This is a genomic window from Cellulomonas cellasea (assembly GCF_030372105.1).
Taxonomy (GTDB): Bacteria; Actinomycetota; Actinomycetes; order Actinomycetales; family Cellulomonadaceae; genus Cellulomonas_A; species Cellulomonas_A cellasea_A.
The window spans coordinates 203,655-224,274 of record NZ_JAUDBQ010000004.1; the positions used below are offsets into that span (position 1 = coordinate 203,655).

The following is a 20,620-nucleotide window of genomic DNA, read 5'->3' on the forward strand; positions in this document are numbered from 1 at the left end:
TTGTCGCTACGCCCCGAGCTCGGGGTTCTGAGGACGGTGCTGATGTCCACGTCGCCCGTGACCCCCGGCATGCTGCGCGCGCCGGTGTCGCAGGGTCTCTATGACCCTGTGGCCGAGCACGACGCCTGTGGGTTCGCGTTCGTCGCGACCCTGCGCGGCACCCCTGGCCGCGACATCGTCGACGCCGGCCTGACGGCGCTGCTCAACTTGGACCACCGAGGCGCCGTGGGCGCGGAGGCGGACTCCGGCGACGGCGCCGGCATCCTCACGCAGATCCCCGACGCCTTCCTGCGGGACGTCGTCGACGCGGAGCTGCCCCCGGCGGGCCACTACGCCATCGGGATGGCCTTCCTGCCGGTCGATGCCGGCGAGCAGGCCGCAGCGGTGCGCGGCATCGAGGCCATCGCCGTCGAGGAGAAGCTCGACGTGCTGGCCTGGCGCGACATCTCCGTGACGGCGGACCTGGTGGGGCCCACGGCCCGCGCGTCGATGCCGGTGTTCAAGCACCTGGTGGTGGCCGACCCCTCGCGGGAGCTGTCGGGCATCGATCTCGACCGCCGGGCGTTCCGGCTGCGCAAGCGGGCCGAGCGCGAGCTGGGCGTGTACTTCGCGTCGCTGTCGGCGCGCACGCTCACCTACAAGGGCATGCTCACCACGGCGCAGCTCGAGCCGTTCTTCGCGGACCTCTCGGACCCGCGCTACGCGAGCGAACTCGCCCTCGTGCACTCGCGGTTCTCCACGAACACCTTCCCGTCCTGGCCGCTCGCGCAGCCGTTCCGGATCGTGGCGCACAACGGCGAGATCAACACGGTGCGCGGCAACCGGAACTGGATGGCGGCCCGTGAGGGGATGCTGTCCAGCGAGCTGCTGGGCGACCTGGCCCCGCTGTTGCCGGTGTGCACCCCGGGCGGCTCGGACTCCGGCAGCTTCGACGAGGTGCTCGAGCTGCTGCACCTGGCGGGCCGGTCACTGCCGCACGCCGTGATGATGATGATCCCGGAGGCGTGGGAGAACCACGCTCAGATGGACCCCGAGCGGCGCGCGTTCTACGAGTACCACTCGACGCTGATGGAGCCGTGGGACGGCCCGGCGGCGATGACGTTCACGGACGGCACGCTGATCGGCTCGGTGCAGGACCGCAACGGACTGCGTCCCGGCCGGTACTGGGTGACCGAGGACGGCCTCGTCGTGATGGCCTCCGAGGCGGGCGTGCTGGACCTCGACCCGTCCACCATCGTGCGCAAGGGCCGGCTCGAGCCGGGCCGCATGTTCCTGGTGGACACCGGCAAGGGCCGGATCATCGACGACGAGGACGTCAAGTCCCAGCTCGCCGCGCAGCGCCCCTACGCGGACTGGGTGCGGGAGAACTCGGTCTACCTCGACCAGCTCCCCGAGCGTGAGCACGTGGCGCACTCGTCGGCGTCGGTGCGCCGCCGGCAGCGGGCCTTCGGGTACACCGAGGAAGAGCTCAAGATCATCCTGGGCCCGATCGGCGCCACGGGCGCGGAGCCGCTCGGCGCGATGGGCTCGGACACCCCGGTGGCGGTGCTCTCGACGCGCCCGCGCCTGCTGTTCGACTACTTCACCCAGATGTTCGCGCAGGTGACGAACCCGCCGCTGGACGCGATCCGCGAGGAGCTGGTCACCGCGATCGGCGGCGCCATCGGGCCGGAGCCGAACCTGCTGGAGGACCTGCCCGAGCACGCCCGCAAGCTGGTGCTGCCGTTCCCGGTCATCGACAACGACGCGCTCGCGAAGATCGTGCGCATCGACAAGGACCCCAAGCTCGCGGGGATCTTCCGCTCGATCATCGTGCGCGGCCTGTACAAGGTGGACGGCGGGGGAGCGGCGCTGGAGCGCCGGCTCGAGGAGATCTTCGCCGAGGTCGACCGGGCGGTCGCCGAGGGCGTGAGCTTCATCGTGCTCTCTGACCGGGACGGCGACGCCGACTTGGCCCCGATCCCGTCGCTGCTGCTGTCCAGCGCGGTGCACCACCACCTGCTGCGGCGGCGCAGCCGGACCCAGGTCTCCCTGGTGGTCGAGTCCGGCGACATCCGCGAGGTGCACCACGCGGCGCTGTTGATCGGCTACGGCGCGGCGGCGGTCAACCCGTACCTCGCGATGGAGACGGTGGAGGACCTGGCCCGTAGCGGCTACCTGCCCGGGGTCGAGCCCGAGCAGGCCGTCAAGAACCTCATCAAGGCGCTCGGCAAGGGCGTCCTCAAGGTCATGTCCAAGATGGGGATCTCGACGATCGCGTCCTACCGCGGCGCCCAGGTCTTCGAGGCCATCGGCCTGTCCCACGCGCTCGTCGACAGGTACTTCACGGGCACCACGAGCCGGCTCGGCGGGGTGGGCCTGGACGTCATCGCGGCCGAGGTCGCGGCGCGGCACGCCGACGCCTACCCGGCGAGCGGCAACCGCCAGCCGCACCAGCGGCTCGCGGTGGGCGGCGAGTACCAGTGGCGCCGCGACGGCGAGGAGCACCTGTTCGACCCGGAGACGGTCTTCCGGCTGCAGCACTCGACGCGCACCCGGCAGTTCGACGTGTTCCGCGAGTACTCGAAGCGGGTCGACGAGCAGTCCTCGCGGCTGATGACGCTGCGCGGGCTCCTGAAGTTCAAGGACGGCGAGCGCACGCCGGTGCCGATCGACGAGGTCGAGCCGGTCAGCGAGATCGTCAAGCGGTTCAACACGGGCGCGATGTCCTACGGCTCGATCTCGGCCGAGGCGCACGAGACGCTCGCGGTGGCGATGAACAGCATCGGCGCGCGATCGAACACCGGCGAGGGCGGCGAGGACCCGGAGCGGCTGCACGACCCGGAGCGGCGCAGCGCGATCAAGCAGATCGCCTCGGGCCGGTTCGGCGTCACGTCCGAGTACCTGACGTTCGCCGACGACATCCAGATCAAGCTCGCGCAGGGCGCCAAGCCCGGCGAGGGCGGCCAGCTGCCGGGCCACAAGGTGTACCCGTGGGTCGCCAAGACGCGGCACTCGACGCCTGGCGTCGGGCTCATCTCGCCGCCGCCGCACCACGACATCTACTCGATCGAGGACCTCGCGCAGCTCATCCACGACGCGAAGAACGCGAACCCGCGGGCCCGCATCCACACCAAGCTCGTGAGCGAGTTCGGGGTCGGGACGGTCGCCGCCGGGGTCGCCAAGGCGCACTCGGACGTGGTGCTGATCTCCGGTCACGACGGCGGCACGGGCGCGAGCCCGCTGACGTCGCTCAAGCACGCGGGCACCCCGTGGGAGATCGGGCTCGCGGAGACGCAGCAGACGCTGGTGCTGAACAACCTGCGCGACCGCGTGGTCGTGCAGGTGGACGGCCAGCTCAAGACTGGCCGCGACGTGGTGGTCGGCGCGCTGCTGGGCGCCGAGGAGTTCGGCTTCGCGACGGCGCCGCTGGTGGTGTCCGGCTGCGTGATGATGCGGGTGTGCCACCTGGACACCTGCCCGGTGGGCGTCGCCACGCAGAACCCCGAGCTGCGGGAGCGGTTCACCGGCAAGCCCGAGTTCGTGGTGACCTTTTTCGAGTACATCGCCCAGGAGGTCCGCGAGATCCTCGCGAGCCTCGGCTTCCGCACCTTGCTGGAGGCGGTGGGGCGCGTCGAGCTGCTGGACACGCGCACGGCGATCGAGCACTGGAAGGCCGAGGGGCTCGACCTGGGCCCCGTGCTGGCGGTGCCGGAGCCGGTGGAGGGCTCGGCCCTGCACCACACCCGCGAGCAGGACCACGGGCTCGCCCGGGCGCTCGACAACCAGTTCATCTCGCTCGCCGCCGACGCCCTCGAGCACGGGACGCCCGTGCAGATCTCGCTGCCGGTGCGCAACGTGAACCGCACTGTCGGGACGATGCTCGGCCATGAGGTCACTCGGCGGCACGGCGGCGCGGGCCTGCCCGACGGCACGATCGATGTGACGCTGACCGGCTCGGCCGGGCAGTCGTTCGGGGCGTTCCTGCCGCGCGGCATCACGCTGCGGCTGTTCGGCGACGCGAACGACTACGTCGGCAAGGGCCTGTCCGGCGGCCGGATCGCGGTGCGGCCGGACCGCAACGCGGTGCTCTCGGGCGGCAACAACGTCGTCGCGGGCAACGTGATCGGCTACGGCGCCACCTCCGGCGAGTTGTATGTGCGCGGGCTCACCGGGGAGCGGTTCGGAGTGCGCAACTCCGGCGCGACGCTGGTCGTGGAAGGCGTCGGCGACCACGGCTGCGAGTACATGACGGGCGGCACGGTGCTCGTGCTCGGGCCGACGGGGCGCAACTTCGCCGCGGGCATGTCCGGCGGCAGCGCCTACGTGCTGGACGTCGACCCGGCGCTGCTCAACACCGCGGCGCTCGCTTCGGGCGAGCTGGCGCTCGAGCCGCTGGACGACGAGGACGCCGCGCTCGTCGAGGACCTGCTCCGCCGCCACCTGGCGGAGACGTCCTCCCCGGTGGCCGAGGAGCTGCTGGCCGACCCGGCCGGCACCCGCGCGCGGATCACGAGGATCCTGCCCACCGAGTACGCCCGCATGCGCCGTGCGCTCGCCCAGGCCGAGGCCGACGGCCTCGACCCGGCGGCTCCCGGTGTCTGGAACGAGATCCTGGAGGTGGCACGTGGCTGACCCGCATGGCTTTCTGAAGGTGCGGGAGCGCGAGCTGCCCGCCAACCGTCCCGTCCCGGTGCGCCTGATGGACTGGCGCGAGGTGCATGAGCACCGCGCCGGGCACCCCGAGGACACCGCGGTGCTGACCCGCCAGGCCGGCCGTTGCATGGACTGCGGCATCCCGTTCTGCCACAACGGCTGCCCGCTGGGGAACCTGATCCCCGAGTGGAACGACCTGGTGTGGCGCGGGCAGTGGGCGGATGCGATCGAGCGCCTGCACGCGACGAACAACTTCCCGGAGTTCACCGGCCGGATCTGCCCCGCGCCGTGCGAGACGAGCTGTGTGCTGGGCATCAACCAGCCGCCGGTGACGATCAAGAACGTCGAGGTCTCGATCATCGACGAGGCGTTCGACCGCGGCTTCGTGCAGCCCCAGGTGCCGCAGCGCCTCACCGGCCACACGGTGGCCGTGGTGGGCTCGGGGCCGGCCGGGCTGGCCGCCGCCCAGCAGCTCACCCGGGCGGGCCACACCGTCGCCGTCTTCGAGCGGGACGACGCGATCGGCGGCCTGCTGCGCTACGGAGTGCCGGACTTCAAGCTCGAGAAGCGGCACATCGACCGCCGGCTCGAGCAGATGCGCGCCGAGGGCACCCGGTTCCGCCCGGGTGTGGAGATCGGCCATGACATCTCCTGGCACGACCTGCAGGCCCGGTTCGACGCGGTGGTCGTCGCCACCGGCGCCACGGTGCCGCGCGAGCTGCGCGTGCCCGGCTCCGAGCTCGACGGCGTGCACGTCGCGATGGACTACCTGCACCAGGCGAACGCCGTGGTCGCAGGCCACGACGTGCCCGACCAGATCACGGCCACCGGCAAGCACGTCATCATCATCGGCGGCGGCGACACCGGCTCGGACTGCCTGGGCACGGCACTGCGCCAGGGCGCCGCGTCGGTGACCACGCTCGCGATCGGCAAGCGCCCGCCGACGGAGCGGCCCGAGAGCCAGCCGTGGCCCACCGACCCGATCCTGTTCGAGGTCTCGAGCTCGCATGAGGAGGGCGGGGAGCGCGACTACCTCGCCTCCACCGTCGCGTTCCTGGGCGGCGAGGGCGACGAGGCGGGCCGGGTGCGCGCGCTGCGGCTCGCCACCACGGAGTACCTGCCCGACGGGCGGCGTGTGCCCACCCCGGGCACCGAGCGGGACATCCCCGCCGACCTCGTGCTCATCGCGATGGGCTTCACCGGCCCCGAGACGGGCGAGCTCGTCGAGCAGACGGGCATCGCGCTCACCTCGCGCGGCCTGGTCGAGCGCTCTGACGACTTCGCGACCTCGCTGCCGGGCGTCTTCGTGGCCGGCGACGCCGGGCGCGGGCAGTCGCTCATCGTCTGGGCCATCGCCGAGGGCCGCGCAGCCGCCGCGGCCGTCGACACCTATCTCGCAGGGAGCACCGAGCTCCCTGCTCCGGTCACGGCCCGAACCATGGCGCTGCGACCGTAATTCCCCTGATCAACGTCGCAACCGGTCGGTGGGAACGCGGGCCGGGACGTTCGGTCCCGAACCAGTTCCCCACGAAAGGCCTAGGCTTGCCTCATGCGTAGAGCAAAGATCGTCTGCACCATCGGACCCGTCACGGAGTCCGCCGAACAGATCCAGGCGCTGGTCGACGCCGGCATGGACGTCGCCCGCCTGAACCGTAGCCACGGTGACACTGACGTGCACCGCAAGGTCTATGAGAACGTGCGCGCCGCCGCTCAGGCGTCGGGCCGTTCCGTGGCCGTGCTGGTCGACCTGCAGGGTCCCAAGATCCGCCTGGGCCGTTTCGCCGAGGGCAAGCACGAGCTGGCCGAGGGTGACATCTTCACCATCACCACCGAGGACGTGCCCGGCACCAAGGAGCTCGTCTCCACCACGCACAAGGGCCTGCCGAACGACGCCCGCGTGGGCGACCCCATCCTCATCGACGACGGTCGCGTCCTCGTGCGCGTCATCGAGGTCGACGGCCCCCGCGTCGTCACCCGCGTCGAGGTCGGCGGCCCGGTCTCGAACAACAAGGGCCTGAACCTCCCGGGCGTCGCGGTCTCCGTGCCCGCGATGAGCGACAAGGACGAGGCGGACCTCCGCTGGGCCATCCAGATCGGCGCCGACATCATCGCGCTGTCGTTCGTGCGCAGCGCGGCCGACTACGACGACGTCCGCCGGATCATGGAGGAGGAGGGCCGGATCCTCCCCGTCATCGCCAAGATCGAGAAGCCGCAGGCTGTCGAGAACCTCGTCGAGATCGTCGCCGCGTTCGACGGCATCATGGTCGCCCGTGGCGACCTGGGCGTCGAGCTGCCGCTCGAGCAGGTCCCGCTGGTGCAGAAGCGCGCCGTCGAGCTGGCCCGCCGCTCGGCGAAGCCCGTCATCGTCGCCACGCAGGTGCTCGAGTCGATGATCTCGGCTCCGCGCCCGACGCGCGCCGAGGCCTCCGACTGCGCCAACGCGGTGCTCGACGGCGCGGACGCGGTCATGCTCTCGGGCGAGACCAGCGTCGGCGACTACCCGATCGAGGCCGTGCGCACCATGGCGCGGATCATCGAGAACACCGAGGAGCTGGGCCGGGAGCGCATCGCGCCCCTCGGCTCGACGCCGCACACGCGTGGTGGCGCCATCACGCGCGCCGCCGCCGAGATCGGCGAGACGGTGGGCGTCAAGTACCTGGTGACGTTCACGCAGTCGGGCGACTCGGCCCGCCGCATGTCGCGCCTGCGCTCGTCGATCCCGCTGCTCGCCTTCACGCCGGAGCGCCAGGTGCGCAACGTGCTGTCGCTGAGCTGGGGCGTGCAGTCCTACGAGGTGCCCTCGGTCGAGAGCACCGACGCGATGGTCAAGCAGGTCGACACGACGCTGCGCGCCAACGGCCTCGCGGAGATCGGCGACTACGTCGTTGTCGTCGCGGGCACGCCGGTCGGCGAGGTCGGCTCGACGAACTCGATCGTCGTGCACAAGATCGGTGACGAGGACGGCGGCTCGGGCCGCATCGCCTGATCACCAGCCTCACGCAGACGCAAGCCCCCGGGAGCAAACGCTCCCGGGGGCTTGCGCCGTCTCACGGCGCTCATGGCGCTCATGGCGCTCATGGCGCTCATGGCGCTCACGGCGCTCAGGCGCGGGCGTCAGCGCGGGCGTCAGCGCGGGCGGGCCGGCTCGGGGCCGCGTCCCGCGCCCTGCGGCACGTGTCGGCGCTCGGGTCCGGTGTACTCGCTGAGCGGCCGGATCAGCGCATTGTGCGCGAGTTGCTCGCGCACGTGGGCGGTCCAGCCGACCACACGGCTCGCGGCGAACAGCGGGGTGAACGTCGGGGTGTCGAAGCCCATCAGGTGATAAGCGGGCCCGGTCGGGTAGTCGAGGTTTGGCAGGATGCCCGTGCGCTCGGCCATGCCGCGCTCCAGGGCGGCGTACATCGCGCCCAGGCCCTCCGGGTCGTCGATCGCGAGCAGCCCGTCGAGGGCGGCCTTCATCGCGGGGACCCGGGAGTCGCCGGTGCGGTAGACACGATGCCCGAACCCCATGACCTTCTGCTTGCGGGCCAGCACGTCGTCGAGCCAGGCGTCCACCCTGTCGGCCGTGCCGATCTCCCCGAACGCCGCCATCACGGCCTCGTTGGCGCCTCCGTGCAACGGGCCCTTGAGGGCGCCGACCGCCGCGGTGACAGCCGAGTGCAGATCGGACAGCGTGGACGCGACAACCCGGGCGGTGAACGTCGAGGCGTTGAACGAGTGCTCCGCGTACAGCACCATCGACACCTCGAAGGCCTGGACGACGGGCTCGGGCGGCGCCTGCCCGAACACCATGTGCAGGAAGTTCTCCGCGTACCCGAGGTCGGGGCGGGGGTCCACCGCCTCCAGGCCATGGCGGCGGCGCTGGTCGAGGGCCACGATCCCGGGGAGCTGCGCCATGAGGTCCTGCGCCCGCGACAGGTCCGCCTCGGGGGACCTGTCCTCCGCTGTGGGGTCGTGGGCGCCGATCACGCTGACCGCCGTGCGCACCACGTCCATCGGGTGGGTGGTCAGGGGCAGCGCCAGCACCGTCTCCATCACGGCGTCGGGCAGCTCGCGCCGCGCGCGCTCCTGCGCGCGCATCTGCTCGAGCTCGGCGTCGTCAGGCAGCTCGCCATGCCACAGCAGGTACGCGACCTCCTCGAAGGAGCGGGTCCCCGCGAGCTCCTGGACGGGGTAGCCGCGGTACAGCAGCGAGCTGCTGGCGGGATCCACCGAGGAGATCTCGGTGGCGTCCACCACGACCCCGGCGAGCCCCCGATGGATCTCGGGCCGGTCGGGGAGCGCGGCGGCCGTGCCTGCCGTGGGGGTGCTCTCGTCGGTCATCGGTGCCTCCATCGTCGTGGTGACGTCGCGGTGCGCCTGAGCTGTCAGAGCTGGTGTTGTCAGAGCTGGAAGTCGTCGATCCCCGCGTCGAACGCGCGGTAGCCGGAGTAGTCGACGAGCGTGTAGAGGTCGGAGCGGTGCTGCATGCGGTCCAGCAGGCCGGCCTGCGTGCCCGTGTCCCGGATCTCGTCCAGGCCGGCCTCGGCTGCGCCCATCGCCAGCCGGAGGAGCGTGACCGGGTAGATGACGATGTTGTAGCCGAGGCTGGCGAGCCGCTTCGCGGTGAGCAGCTCGCCCTTGCCGAACTCGGTCATGTTCGCGAGCAGGGGGACGTCGATCGCGGCGCGGAAGGCCTCGAGCTCGTGGGGCCCGAGCAGCGCCTCGGGGAAGACCGCGTCGGCCCCGGCGTCGACGTACGCCTTCGCCCGGTCGATCGCGGCGGGCAGGCCCTCGACGGCCCGGACGTCGGTGCGGGCCATCACGAGGAAGTCGGGGTCGCGGCGCCCGGTGACGGCGGCCCGGATCCGCTGCACGGCGGTGGCCTCGCCGACCACCTGCTTGCCGTCGAGGTGCCCGCAGCGCTTCGGGTTCACCTGGTCCTCGATGTGGCAGCCCGTCACCCCGGCGTCCTCGAGGGCCTGCACGGTGCGGGCGACGTTCATCGGCTCGCCGAACCCGGTGTCGGCGTCGACCAGGGTGGGCAGGGTGGTCATGCGGGCGATCTGCCCGGCGCGGGCGGCCACCTCTGTCGCGGTGGTGAGCCCGATGTCGGGCAGGCCGAGGTCCGCCGAGAGCACCGCGCCCGACACGTACACCCCGTCGAATCCCTTGGCCTCGATGAGCCGCGCGGCGAGGGGGTTGAAGGCGCCGGGCATCTGCAGCAGGTCGCCGCTGGCGAGGCGCTCGCGCAGGGCGCGCCGCTTCGCCGCCGGGGTGACGTCGGAGTAGAGCATCAGAACAGGCCTCCCGGGCTGTTGGCGTGGTCCAGGAGCCCGGGCCGGGCGGTGAGGTGCACGCCGTCGAGCTCGCCGGGGCCGAGGGCGGGCAGCCGCTGCGCGTGGTGGACGAAGCGCTCGAGCTCGTCGTCGGCGATGGCGTCCATGGCGAGGGCGCGCAGCTTGTCCAGGTACTGCGGCCGCGTGAACGGGCGGGCGCCCAGGGGGTGCGCGTCGGCCACGGCGATCTCCTCCTCCAGCCGGGAGCCGTCGGCCAGCTCGACGACGAGGCGGCCCCCGAACGCCTTCTCCCGCGGATCGGTGGCGTGGTACCGGCGGGTCCACTCCGGGTCCTCCACCGTGGTGATCCGCCGCCATAACTCCACGGTGTCCGGCCGGGCCGCGCGCTCGGGCGTGTAGGACGCCTCGTGGTGCCACGCGCCGTCCTGCAGGGCAACGGCCAGGATGTACGGGATCGAGTGGTCGAGCGTCTCGCGGGAGGCCTGCGGGTCGTACTTCTGCGGGTCGTTCGCGCCGGAGCCGATCACGTGGTGGGTGTGGTGGGACGTGTGCAGCACGATCGAGCGGACCTTGCCCGGGTCGCCGACCTCGGGGCGCTCGCGGTGCAGGCGCCGCGCGAGGTCGATGAGCGCCTGGGACTGGTACTCGGCCGAGTGCTCCTTGGTGTACGTCTCCAGGATCGCCCTGCGCGGCTCGCCCGGCCCGGGCAGCAGCACCTCGTACTCGGCGTCCGGGCCGTCGAGCAGCCACGCGATGACGCCGTCCTCGCCCTCGTAGATGGGGGTGGGGGAGGTCTGGCCGCGCATGGCGCGGTCCACGGCCTCGACGGCTGCCTTGCCCGCGAAGGCCGGCGCGTAGGCCTTCCAGGTGGAGATCTCGCCCTTGCGGGACTGCCGGGTGGCGGTGGTGGTGTGCAGCGCCTGCCCGATCGCATGGAACGTCACCTCGGGCGGCAGCCTGAGCAGCGAGCCCAGCCCGGCGGCCACCGCGGGCCCCAGATGCGCGACGTGGTCGATCTTGTGCCGGTGCAGGCTGATGGCGCGGACCAGCGCCACCTGCGCCTCATAGGCCGTGGCGATGGCGCGCACCAGGTCCCCGCCGGACGCGCCGACGTGCTGGGCCACGGCCAGCAGCGGCGGGATCGTGTCCCCGGGATGGGAGTAGTCGGCGGCGAGGTACGTGTCGTGGAAGTCGAGCTCGCGCACCGCCACGCCGTTGGCCCACGCCGCCCACTCGGGGCTCGTGCGCACGCCCGGGTCGACGCCGATCACCGTGGACCCCGTGCCACCGCGGGACCGCGGGTGGCTCAGGGCCTGCGCCCGGGCCGCCACCACGGGCGGCCGCATGAGTGACGCGGCGGCGACGGCAGCGTCGTCCAGGACCCGGTTGACCACCATCTCCGCGACGTCGTCGTCGACCGGGACATCGTCGGCGGCGACCTCCGCCAACGCCCACGCGAGCTGCTGGGAACGAGGCAGCCGCTCGCTGCTGGGGTGCACGCGGACGCGATGGGCGATCATGCGGGGCTGTCGGCGTCGTCGGGACTGGCCGCGGAGAGGACGCGCAGCCGGGCGGGTGCTGTGCCGCTGCCGCGCATCCGGCCCTCCTCGATCGGGTGGACGGAACGTATCAACCAGGGCATGCGCTGTACACAGGCGCCGCGGCGCCGCCTCACCTGGCCAGGCGTTCCACGACACGGCCGTACAGGCGGGGCAGCGTGACTGCGGCCGGGACGATGGCGCCGCGCAACGGCGAGCGGGCCGCGGCGAGCAGCCCCGAGGTCAGCACGCGGTAGTCCCGCGTCGCCGCCGACCACGCCGCCTCGTAGGCCTCCTCGCCCGCGTCCAGCGTCGCGATCGCAGCGCGGGCCTGGGCCAGGCCCACCCGGATGCCCTCGCCGGTGAGCGCGTCGACATAGCCGGCCGCGTCGCCGACCAGCCGGATGCGCCCGGCGGAGCGCCGCCGGGCGCGCTGCAGCAGCGGGCCCGCGCCGCGCAGGGCTCCCACCGGCACGGCGCCCTCCAGGCAGGCCGCGAGGTCCGGCAGCGCGGCGAGCGACTCCCGGTAGCCGGCGCCGGGCGGCCCGAGCAGCGCGACGCCCACCAGGTCGGGGGCGACCGGCGTCACGTAGGCCTCCGAGCGGGGCGACCAGTGCACCTCCACGACGTCGCTCCACGGCGTGACGCGGAAGTGCTGCCGCAGCCCGAACCGTCGGCGGCCCCGGGCGGGCGCCGGCGGCACGGCCAGCCCGGCGAGCTCGCGCACCCGGGAGTGCAGCCCGTCGCAGGCCAGCAGCCAGCGCGCGCTGACGCCTGCCGCATGGACGGACGCCGCATCCTGCGCCACGGCGGTGACCCGCGCCTGGCGCACCGTCACCCCGAGCCGCACGGCCCGCACCGCGAGGGCCGCGTGCAGCCGCGTGCGGCGCGCCCCCAGCCCGGGGCCGGCCACGAAGCGATGCTCGGCGCGCCGCGTGCCATCCACGTACGCGATGCCGGCCAGGGGGAACCCCACGGGGTGGACGCCCAGCCGGTCCAACGCCCGCACAGCGCCCGGCATCAGGCCCTCGCCACATGCCTTGTCGATCACACCGCGGCGGGCCTCGAGCACCACCACGCTGAGCCCGGCAAGACGCGCCTCGATCGCCGTCGCCAGGCCGATGGGACCGCCGCCGACGACCAGGACGTCGACGGGCGCGCTCATGACCCCGCCGGGCTCTGTCCGCCGCCGCGGCTGCCCGAAGGGGCGGGGGTGGTGGGGGAGGCGGGCGCCAGCGCCAGCGCGCGCTCCTCGGCGGGGATGCGGAACCGCAGCAGCAGCACCGCGTTCAGCACCGTGAACGCCACTGCGGTCAGCCAGGCGGAGTGGACGAGCGGGAGCGCGGCGCCCTCGAGGGCCACGGCCACGTAGTTCGGGTGCCGCAGCCAGCGGTACGGGCCGCGGGCCACCAGCGCGAGCCCGGGCACGACGATGATCCGGGTGTTCCAGCGGGGGCCGAGCGTCGCCACGCACCACCACCGCAGCGCCTGGCTCGCCAGGACCGCCGCCAGCGCGACGAGCCCCCACCGCGGGTCGAACGGGCGCCCTGACCAGAACGCCTCCGCGACGCAGGCGCCCAGCAGGCCCGTGTGCAGCGCGACCATCGCGGGGTAGTGCCCGCGCCCCGACTCGACGCCGCCGTGCGCGAACGCCCAGGAGGCGTTGCGCTGCGCGACGGCCAACTCCACGAGCCGCTCCGCCGCCACCGCGGCGACCAGGAGCGTGAACAGGGTGAGCGTGCTCATGTCAGTGCCTCCCATCGCAGCAGCAGCAGTTCCGTGCTGACCCCCGGACCGAGGGCGAGCAGCACCACGGGAGACCCGCGCGGCGGCGGCGGGTGCTCTGCCCCGGCCAGCGCGTCGGCGAGCACGTGCAGCACCCCCGACGACGAGAGGTTCCCGGTGCGGGCCAGCGCCCGCCGGCTCAGATCCAGCGCATCCGGCGGCAGTCCGATCGAGCTGGCGACGGCGTCGAGGATCCTCGGGCCGCCGGAATGGGCCAGCCAGGCGGCGACGTCGGCGACGGCCAGGCCCTGCGATCCGAGGAACGACTCGACAGCGGGCCCGAGCGCCGACTCCACGAGGCGTGGCAGCGTCGGCGCCAGGACGATGCGGAAGCCCGTGTCGACCACATCCCAGCCGAGCACGTTCTCGGTGTCCGGGAACAGCCAGCTCCGGGTGGCCTGGATCGTCGGGCCGGCCAGTGCGGCGTCGGTGGCGCGCTCGTCGCCGGCCACCACCACCGCGGTGGCGCCGTCCCCGAACAGCGCGCATGAGACAGCGTTCGCCAGTGTGCCGTCGTCGCGTTGCAGCGTGAGCGAGCACAACTCGACGGAGACGAGCAGCGCGACATCGGAGGGGTGGCCCGCCAGGTGGTCGTGCAGCCGGGCGAGCCCCGCGGCCCCCGCGACGCAGCCGAGCCCGAAGACCGGGATGCGCTTGACGTCCGGCCGCAGGCCGACCCGGCCCACGAGCAGCGCGTCGAGGGACGGCGCCGAGATCCCGGTGATCGACGTGAACATGATGAGGTCGATGTCGTCCGGGCCCAGCGCCGCCGCCTTGAGGGCCTGCCGCACGGCCTCCTCGGCGAGGTCCAGTCCCAGGGTGATGAACAGGTCGTTCGCCTGCCCGAAGGAGCGCAGCCCGGCGTACTCCTCGAGGGGCAGGGCGAAGTGCCGGGTGTCGACGCCGCTGGCGGCGCTCAGGCGGGTGATGACGGCCTGGCGGGCGGGATCGGGGCTCAGCAGCGGGGCGATGTGCGCGGCGACTGTCGCCTGTGAGTAGGCGTGCTCGGGGAGGACTGGCGCGACTGCGACGATCCTGGACATTTCGGCATCGTGCCACGCCCTGGCTCGAACGGCGCGGGCGCTGGTGGCGCCCCTACTCTCGGTGGCGGGGGTGAGGCCGATGTCGGACGGGTTGCGGGCACCGAGCGCGTCGAGCCGCCCAGGCTCCCCGATGCCGTCGCGGGCGCCGGCCGGGCCGCCGTCGGGCGCTCCCGCGGCGGGACGGCGCAGGCCGTGGCGCGCCGCGTGGGCGCTCCTCCAGGCGAGTCACCTCGGCCCCGCGCTCGCGGTCACGGCCTTCGCCACGGCGCTGTGCGCGGGCATGGGCGCCGCGGTGGGGGTGTGGCTCGCGATGGCCGGGGCGGTGCTCCTGGGGCAGCTCTCGGTGGGCTGGTCGAACGACTGGGTCGACCATGCCCGGGACCTCCGCGTCGGCCGGGCCGACAAGCCGCTCGCCGTCGGCAGCCTGCGCGTGGGCGTCGTGCGGGGGGCTGCCCTGACGGCGCTCGCGGCGTGCGTCCCCGCCTCGTGGGCGCTGGGATGGCGGGCGGGCGGCCTGCACCTGCTCGCGGTCGCGTCAGCGTGGTCGTACAACCTGGTGCTCAAGCGGACGGCGTGGTCCTGGGCGCCGTTCGCCGTGTCGTTCGGCCTCATCCCGGTGTTCACCGCGCTCGCTGTGCCGGGCCGCGCGGGACCTCCATGGTGGGCTGTGGCCGCAGGCGCGCTGCTCGGGGTCGGGGCGCACCTCGTGAACGTCGTCCCCGACCTCGAGGACGACGCCGCGACCGAGGTGCGCGGACTGCCGCACCGGCTGGGCGCGCGGGCCTCGACCGTGCTCGCCGCCGCGGCGATGCTGGTGGCGACCGGCTGCCTGGTGCTGGCGCCGGGCAGCGGGCTGATCGGCCCACCGGGCGCGGGCCTCGCGGCAGCGGTCCTGCTCGTGGCGGGCTGCGCCGCGACGGCGGTGGCCCGCCCGTGGAGCAGGCTGCCGTTCGCGTTGGCGATGGCTGTCGCCGCTGTGGACGTGGTGCTGCTCATCGGGGCTCTCGGGGCCCAGGCCTGAGCCCCGTCGCGCCCGTGCGCCGAGCCTCGGAGGGCTGCGCGGGGTCCGCCGGGCGAGGGCGGGCAGCCCGGACATCCCGGGCATACCGTGGAAGCGCAGGTGGGCGGACGTCCGCCCGCTCGACGAGGGGGTGGAGATGACTGGGGAGCTGCCGTTTGACGACCCGGGCCCGATCGCGCACGTGCGGGAGGGGATGAAGGTCGTCGACGTGGAAGGGCATGAGGTGGGCAAGGTCGGCTTCGTCCGGATGGGAGACCCGGAGGCGGTGACGGCACGCGGCCAGGAGCCCGGGGGAGGTGGGGGCATCATCGGCGCCGTGGCCGCGGCGATGAATGACGAGGAGCGTCTCCCGCGGCAGGCGAGGGACGAGCTCGCGCGCATCGGTTATCTCCGGATCGACCGGCATGCCCTCGGGGGGTGGCATCGGTTCGCGTCGTCGGCTCAGGTGGCCCGGGTCGAGGGCGATGTCGTCCATCTGAGCGCCCGGGAGGCAGATCTGGTGCGCTGACCGGCGCGCCTATACCAGATCTGCTGAGCGGTTGGCAGGGCATATCGGGTGAAATAGTGTGAATCGCCTCTGGGGTGCCGCACGAGCGCCGTAGCGACGTTCATCCGCCGCGCGGGATCCCCGACACGAGGGAGTGTCCGATGCGACAAGCACGACTATCACCGCCGTTGCGCGTCCTGGCTGCCGCCGCCTGTGCGGTCGCCCTCGTCGCGCCGACGACGGCGGCCGTGGCAGGCGAGAGGAACACGCCGCGAGGAGGCCAACAGCACACCAAGGGGGACAACTGGCGGTCCGGCCAGCAGTGGTGGGACACGGACGAGTCCGCGACCGAACGTGCCGAGGCGCTCCTCGCGGAGATGACCCTCGAAGAGAAGGTCGACATGCTCCACGGCGAGCTGAACGGCCAGTACGGCTTCTACAACGCGCCCATCGAGCGGCTGGGGATCCCGTCGCTGCGGATGACGGACGGGCGCAACGGCGTCCGCGTCGCCAACCCCGACGTGCCCGGCCAGCTGTCCACCCTGCTGCCCTCAGCCGTCAGCGTGGCCGCGGCCTGGGACACCGACATCGCCGCCTACGCCTCCGAGGTCGAGACCGACGAGACGTTCCTCACCGGGCAGAACCTGGTGCTGGCCCCCTCGCTCAACATCGCGCGGGTGGCGCAGAACGGCCGCAACTTCGAGTCCTACGGCGAGGACCCGCTGCTCCAGGGCAAGCTGGGCGGCGCCTACGTCCGCACCACGCAGAACTACGGCGGGATGATCGGCAACCTGCAGGACTGGGCCGTGTACACCCAGGAGACCAACCGGCTCCAAGGGCTCAACGCGGTGGTCGACGAGCGGGCGCAGCAGGAGATCTACAACCGCGCCTACGACATCGCCATCGAGGAGTCGCATGCCGCCTCCGTGATGTGCGGGTTCAACCAGGTCAACGGCGAGTACTCCTGCGGGAGCGACTACCTGATCAACCAGATCCTCAAAACCCAGTACGAGTTCAACGGCTGGGTGCTCACCGACTACGGCGCCAACCACGGCACCCTGGAGATCCTCGCGGGCCAGGACCAGGAGCAGCCCGGCAACTTCACACCGGACCAGCAGCCCGGGACCTGCGAGTTCTGCGGGCCGCTGATCGACGCGGTGAACGACGGCAGCGTGCCGATCAGCCGCGTCGACGACGCGGTGCTGCGCATCCTGCGGCCCATGTTCGGCCTCGGCGTCTTCGACAACCCGCTGGAGATCCAGCCGTTGCCCTACGCCGAGCACAACCAGGACTCGGCCGAGATCGCCGAGCAGGGCATCGTGCTGCTGAAGAACGACGACCAGGCGCTGCCGCTCGGCAGGGGAGTCGGCTCGGTCGCCGTGATCGGCTCTGACGCCGACACGATCGTCCAGGGCGGCGGCAGCTCGCACATCGAGTTCCCGGCGGAGACGACCTCCCCGCTCGAGGGCGTGACCAACCGGGCGGGCGCGGGCGCGGACGTGAGCTGGACCAGCGGCTCCGACCCCGTGACCTCCACCGCGCTGCTGCGGGGCGCCCAGCCGATCCCGTCCGACTTCCTGCGGACCGCCTCGGGCGAGAACGGCCTCACCGCGCAGTACTACCTCAACCAGGACTTCTCCGGGGACCCGTACCTCGACCGCACCGAGCCGTACGCCGGGCTCAACGGCGGGTTCTTCATCTACACCGGGTTCAACGCCGCGTCGCCGCACTTCCCGACCCAGCCCCAGGCCCTCGACACCAACATGTCGGTGCGCTGGTCGGGCTCGATCGTGGCCCCGGTCACCGGGACCTACGAGCTGCAGGTCGTCACGAACGGCGCGACGACGCTCACGATCGACGGGGCGGACGTCATCACCACCGAGGCGTTCACCCCGAACGCCAACGAGGCCGACCAGATCGTCTCGTACCCGATCGACCTCGAGGCCGGCTCGACGCACTCCGTCGTGCTGTCCTACGTGTACGACACGAGCGAGGCCTGGAACGGCGGCGCCCAGCACATCAAGCTCGGGTGGGTCCCACCGGAGGGGGTCGTGGCCCCGCAGGCCGCCGCCGCCGCCGCGGCGGCCGCCGACGCGGACGTGGCAGTGGTGTTCGTGCGCGACTACTCCTCCGAGGGCGGCGACCTGCCCACCCTCCAGCTCCCCAACGGGCAGGCCGAGGTGATCCGGCAGGTGGCTGCCGCCAACCCGCGCACCATCGTCGTCCTCACCACCGGTGGGGCCACCCAGGTCTCCGACTGGCAGGACGACGTGGAGGGCCTCGTGCACGCGTGGTACCCCGGCCAGAACCAGGGCTCCGCGATCGCCAGCATCCTGTGGGGCGACACGAACCCGTCCGGCAAGCTGCCGATCACCATGCCGGTGGACGACAGCCAGACGCCCACGTCGACGCTCGCGCAGTTCCCGGGCATCGACGCGAACGCCGAGTACACCGAGGGCGTCTTCGTCGGCTACCGCGGCTACGAGGCGCTCGGCATCGAGCCGTCCTACCCGTTCGGCTACGGGCTCTCGTACACCACGTTCGCGTACTCCGACCTGCGGATCGCGTGCAAGACGTGGAACGTCACCAACCCGGACTCCGGGTCGGGAGGCCACCAGAAGAGCGCCGACCCGGATGAGGCCAACGCCAGGTCCAGCCATCTCAACGGCGGTGGCGACCGTGGTGACGACTGGGGCAAGGGCCACGGCAAGGGCAAGGACAAGGGCTGGGGCTGGGGCAAGGGGGGTGGCAAGAAGGACAAGAACTGCAAGCAGGGCCTGACCGCCACCGTCAAGATCACCAACACCGGCCGACGGACCGGGTCCGAGGTGGTCCAGGCCTACGCGGGCGAGCTCGCAGCGGCTCCCGTGGCCACGGCGCCCAAGTCGCTGGCCGGCTGGGGCAAAGTCACCCTCCGGCCGCGCCAGAGCCAGGTCGTGACGCTCGAGCTCGACCAGCACGCCTTCTCCTATTGGGACGTCGACGGCGACCGGTGGGTGACCCCGTCCGGGGACGTGCCGGTCTACGTCGGGCCGTCCTCGGCAGACACCCCGCTGGTGGGGACGGTGCGGATCCGTTCACGCTCGTGAGGGTCGAGGCTTAGGCCTCGGGCCGAGCCGGGGAGGGGTGGTACGCGCCGCCCCTCCCCGGCTCCTGGTCTGCGGGGCGCCGACGTGTGCGAGCGCTCCTAGGATGGGCGGGTGGGGGCAGCGCGCCCCCGTGGGGAGACGCACGTGACACACCAGGCAGCCCGATGATCGAGGTCCTCGCCGCCTCCCCGCTCTTGACGATCTTGCTGGTGCTGGCCTTGGGCTCGCTGCTCGGCGCCGTCCCCTTCGGGCCGCTGCGCTTCGGCGCCGCGGGCGCGCTGTTCGTCGGGCTCGCGGTGGGCGCCCTCGACCCGCGGCTCGGGGAGGGCCTGGGGCTCCTGCAGAGCCTGGGCCTGGCGCTGTTCGTCTACACGGTGGGCCTCGCGGCCGGCAACAGCTTCTTCCGGGACCTGCGGCGGCAGCTGCCGATCATGGCGGTGTCCGTGGTGATCCTGGTGATCGCCGCGGGGATCACCATCGTCCTCGCCGGCGGGTTCGACATCGCCTCCTCGATCGCGTCGGGGATCTTCGCTGGCTCGCTCACCAGCACCCCGGCGCTCGCGGCCGCCACCGCGGCGGCCGACGGCAGCCAGGAGCCCGCCGTCGGCTACGCGCTGTCCTACCCGGTGGGCGTCACCGTCTCGATCATCGTGGTGGCCCTGACCGTGGGGCGGGCATGGCGGGCGCGGCGCGACCCGGAGTCCGCCGCCCGCCAAGGACTCGTGGACATCTCCGTCGAGGTGCACCGCGCGGGCCCGCTGCGCGACGTGCCGGGCTTCAGCGACGGCTCGGTGCGGTTCTCCTACCTCGCCCGCGACGGCCACACCCGCGTGGTGACGGCCGACGAGGAGCTGCGCGAGGGCGACGTCGTCGTGGTCGTCGGACCGGCGCCGGACGTGCAGCGCGCCCGCGAGTACCTGGGCGAGCGGGTGGGCCAGCACCTGGCGCACGACCGCAGCGTCGTCGACTTCCGCCGGTTCCTGCTGTCCAGCCCGAAGGTCGCCGGGCGCACGGTCGGCGAGCTCGACATCCCCGCCAAGTTCGGTGGCACCGTCACCCGCGTGCGACGCGGCGACCTGGACCTGCTCGCCTCCGACGACTTCGTGCTCGAGCTCGGCGACCGGGTCCGCGTCATCGTCCCCCGCGAGGAGATGCCGGCCGTCTCCCAGCTCTTCGGGGACTCGGAGCGCAAGGTCAGCGAGGTCGACGCGCTGTCCCTAGGCGTGGGACTGGTGCTCGGGCTGCTGCTGGGCCTGGTGCAGGTGCCGCTGCCCGGCGGCACGACGTTCGCCCTCGGCGCCGCCGCCGGCCCGCTGGTCGCGGGCATGGTGCTCGGGCGGCTCGAGCGCACCGGGCCGCTGGTGTGGGGGCTGCCGCAGTCGGCGAACCTCACCATCCGCCAGCTCGGCCTGCTGCTGTTCCTCGCCGCCACCGGGCTGGCGTCCGGGCAGGCCTTCGCCGGGCAGGCGTTCTCCCTGCTCGGCCTCAAGATCGTGATCGAGGCCGTGGTGGTGGTCGGCGCGGCCTCGGTGCTGTTCGTCGTGCTCGCCCGGCTCATCGGGGTCAGCTCGGCGCGCGCGGCCGGCGGCCTGGCCGGCTTCGTGGGGCAGCCCGCGGTGCTGGCCTACGCGAACAGCCGCACCGTGGACGAGCGGATCGACAGCGGCTACGCGGCGATCTTCGCGCTCGGCATCATCGTGAAGATCATCCTGGCCCCGGTGGTGGCGCTGATCTAGCCGTCCA

13 protein-coding genes are annotated in these 20,620 nt (G+C 72.8%); 7 read left to right on the forward strand and 6 right to left on the reverse strand.

The features are described 5' to 3' along the window. The first annotated feature begins 42 nt into the window (after nt 1-42). The 3 genes from gltB to pyk all read left to right on the forward strand — a co-directional run bounded on the left by gltB (nt 43) and on the right by pyk (nt 7,621). Nucleotides 43-4,614: a glutamate synthase large subunit gene (gene gltB, locus QUV83_RS05915; protein ID WP_289563271.1), complete on the forward strand. Its 4,572-nt coding sequence runs from the start codon at nt 43-45 to the stop codon at nt 4,612-4,614. Next, nucleotides 4,607-6,091 carry a glutamate synthase subunit beta gene (locus tag QUV83_RS05920; protein ID WP_289563272.1) on the forward strand — a complete coding sequence of 495 codons (1,485 nt, stop codon included), beginning with the start codon at nt 4,607-4,609 and terminating at the stop codon, nt 6,089-6,091. The genes gltB and QUV83_RS05920 overlap by 8 nt, the downstream gene beginning before the upstream one ends. A gap of 93 nt (nt 6,092-6,184) precedes the next feature. Beyond that, the gene (pyk, locus tag QUV83_RS05925; RefSeq protein WP_289563273.1) at nt 6,185-7,621 is read left to right on the forward strand and encodes a pyruvate kinase; all 1,437 of its coding nucleotides are present in this window, start codon (nt 6,185-6,187) and stop codon (nt 7,619-7,621) included. 140 nt (nt 7,622-7,761) lie between these two features. Here pyk and QUV83_RS05930 read toward each other — a convergent pair whose 3' ends face one another. From QUV83_RS05930 to QUV83_RS05955, 6 genes are all read right to left on the reverse strand, one after another. After that, complete coding sequence (locus QUV83_RS05930) at nt 7,762-8,958, reverse strand: bifunctional 2-methylcitrate synthase/citrate synthase (RefSeq protein WP_289563274.1); 1,197 nt, start codon at nt 8,956-8,958, stop codon at nt 7,762-7,764. A gap of 59 nt (nt 8,959-9,017) precedes the next feature. Then, nucleotides 9,018-9,911, reverse strand: a complete 894-nt coding sequence (gene prpB / locus QUV83_RS05935; protein ID WP_289563275.1) for a methylisocitrate lyase — start codon at nt 9,909-9,911, stop codon at nt 9,018-9,020. Then, nucleotides 9,911-11,434, reverse strand: coding sequence for an MmgE/PrpD family protein (locus tag QUV83_RS05940; RefSeq protein ID WP_289563276.1), 1,524 nt, complete (start codon nt 11,432-11,434; stop codon nt 9,911-9,913). The genes prpB and QUV83_RS05940 overlap by 1 nt, the downstream gene beginning before the upstream one ends. Before the next feature lie 151 nt (nt 11,435-11,585). Then, nucleotides 11,586-12,617, reverse strand: coding sequence for an NAD(P)/FAD-dependent oxidoreductase (locus QUV83_RS05945; RefSeq protein ID WP_289563277.1), 1,032 nt, complete (start codon nt 12,615-12,617; stop codon nt 11,586-11,588). After that, nucleotides 12,614-13,198 carry an isoprenylcysteine carboxyl methyltransferase family protein gene (locus tag QUV83_RS05950; RefSeq protein ID WP_289563278.1) on the reverse strand — a complete coding sequence of 195 codons (585 nt, stop codon included), beginning with the start codon at nt 13,196-13,198 and terminating at the stop codon, nt 12,614-12,616. Before QUV83_RS05950 ends, QUV83_RS05945 begins: the two co-directional genes overlap by 4 nt. Beyond that, nucleotides 13,195-14,280 carry a type III polyketide synthase gene (locus QUV83_RS05955; RefSeq protein ID WP_289563279.1) on the reverse strand — a complete coding sequence of 362 codons (1,086 nt, stop codon included), beginning with the start codon at nt 14,278-14,280 and terminating at the stop codon, nt 13,195-13,197. The genes QUV83_RS05950 and QUV83_RS05955 overlap by 4 nt, the downstream gene beginning before the upstream one ends. Before the next feature lie 130 nt (nt 14,281-14,410). Between QUV83_RS05955 and QUV83_RS05960 the strand changes: the two genes are divergently transcribed. The 4 genes from QUV83_RS05960 to QUV83_RS05975 all read left to right on the forward strand — a co-directional run bounded on the left by QUV83_RS05960 (nt 14,411) and on the right by QUV83_RS05975 (nt 20,613). After that, the gene (locus QUV83_RS05960) at nt 14,411-15,301 is read left to right on the forward strand and encodes a UbiA family prenyltransferase (RefSeq protein ID WP_289563280.1); all 891 of its coding nucleotides are present in this window, start codon (nt 14,411-14,413) and stop codon (nt 15,299-15,301) included. A gap of 136 nt (nt 15,302-15,437) precedes the next feature. Beyond that, a complete protein-coding gene (locus QUV83_RS05965) occupies nt 15,438-15,809 on the forward strand; it encodes a hypothetical protein (protein ID WP_289563281.1) in 372 nt (123 codons plus the stop codon). Between the two features lie 140 nt (nt 15,810-15,949). Next, the gene (locus tag QUV83_RS05970; protein ID WP_289563282.1) at nt 15,950-18,877 is read left to right on the forward strand and encodes a beta-glucosidase H; all 2,928 of its coding nucleotides are present in this window, start codon (nt 15,950-15,952) and stop codon (nt 18,875-18,877) included. A 164-nt stretch (nt 18,878-19,041) separates the two neighbouring features. After that, nucleotides 19,042-20,613, forward strand: a complete 1,572-nt coding sequence (locus QUV83_RS05975; protein ID WP_289563283.1) for an aspartate:alanine exchanger family transporter — start codon at nt 19,042-19,044, stop codon at nt 20,611-20,613. Nucleotides 20,614-20,620: the final 7 nt, after the last annotated feature.